Here is a 989-nt window from a genome sequence, read left to right on the forward strand (position 1 = left end):
TAGGGACTCGACGGTGTAATACAAAATCCGGCCACACGGTAGGCTGTCGGAAAGAATCTGTGTCACATCGGATTTCAGTTTGTCCGGCAGCCGGTCGGGCAGCGTGGTGGTGCAAGCCACGACTGTCGTGGTCGTGCCGGGTGGCTGGAACGTGGCCGCGAACGAGGCCGCGTCCTCATCGAGAGCGGTCCAGCGGCTGAAACCGTCGCGGCCGCGGTCTCCGCCCGCACTGACCGGCCCAACCGATTCGCTGAGGCTGGGATCGAAGCGTTGTCGAGCGTGCGCGACACACAAGCGCTCGAAATCATGGTGGCGGTTGGCCGACCTCAAATCCTTGATCGCCGACCTGAACGATGTCCTGAGCCGTTCCTGCGGCTCGGGCAGACGAGCTCGATCCACCGGTGTTTCTCTGGTCATCGCACCACTTCCCGGTGTGTCACCGATCGATGCAATTGAGGTCGAAGATGTTGTGCCGGAACAGGTCCCGGTTTGTGAAGCCTACAAGAGGGAGTGGCGGTTCGCCCGCGAACCAAAGCTGGACTGCCCGCACCGTGGGCTTCGGGCGCGACGACACCAATGTCTACCTGACCGTTGAGAAGCCTGCCCCCGAAGCGGGGCGTCCTGATCGAGGCACTCATCCAGCAACCAGCGCGATCGTTGCGGACCCAGCCAGCCCGCAGGGGCGCGCGCTACCTATTTCCGGGCCAGCCGCCCAGTCAGCCCCGCAGCCTCAGGCCCCCGAACCATATGGTGCGTCAGCACGGCACGGCCTTCGCACCCGCGCGGCCCGCAACACCGCGATGATCGAACCGCCGAAGAGCCACCGCCAGCGGTGATCAGTGACCTGTTCGGTGCTTGCCTGACCACCGAATTTGGGGCGGATTTGTTCTTACAGCCCGATCGCTGTAGGTACTTCCTACGTGACGACGGACGGCGAAGTCGCCTGGAAGTCATAGGCTTCATACAACGAAAGAGGCAGGATCGAAGGC

1 protein-coding gene is annotated in these 989 nt (G+C 63.2%); it reads right to left on the reverse strand.

Annotated features, from left to right (window positions below; translation table 11 throughout):
* On the reverse strand, positions 1-417 hold a 417-nt coding region (locus NA3_RS35375; protein WP_157126680.1), incomplete at its 3' end, for a hypothetical protein.
* Positions 418-989: the final 572 nt, after the last annotated feature.

It is taken from the genome of Nocardia africana NBRC 100379, assembly GCF_001612635.1.
GTDB lineage: Bacteria > Actinomycetota > Actinomycetes > Mycobacteriales > Mycobacteriaceae > Nocardia > Nocardia africana.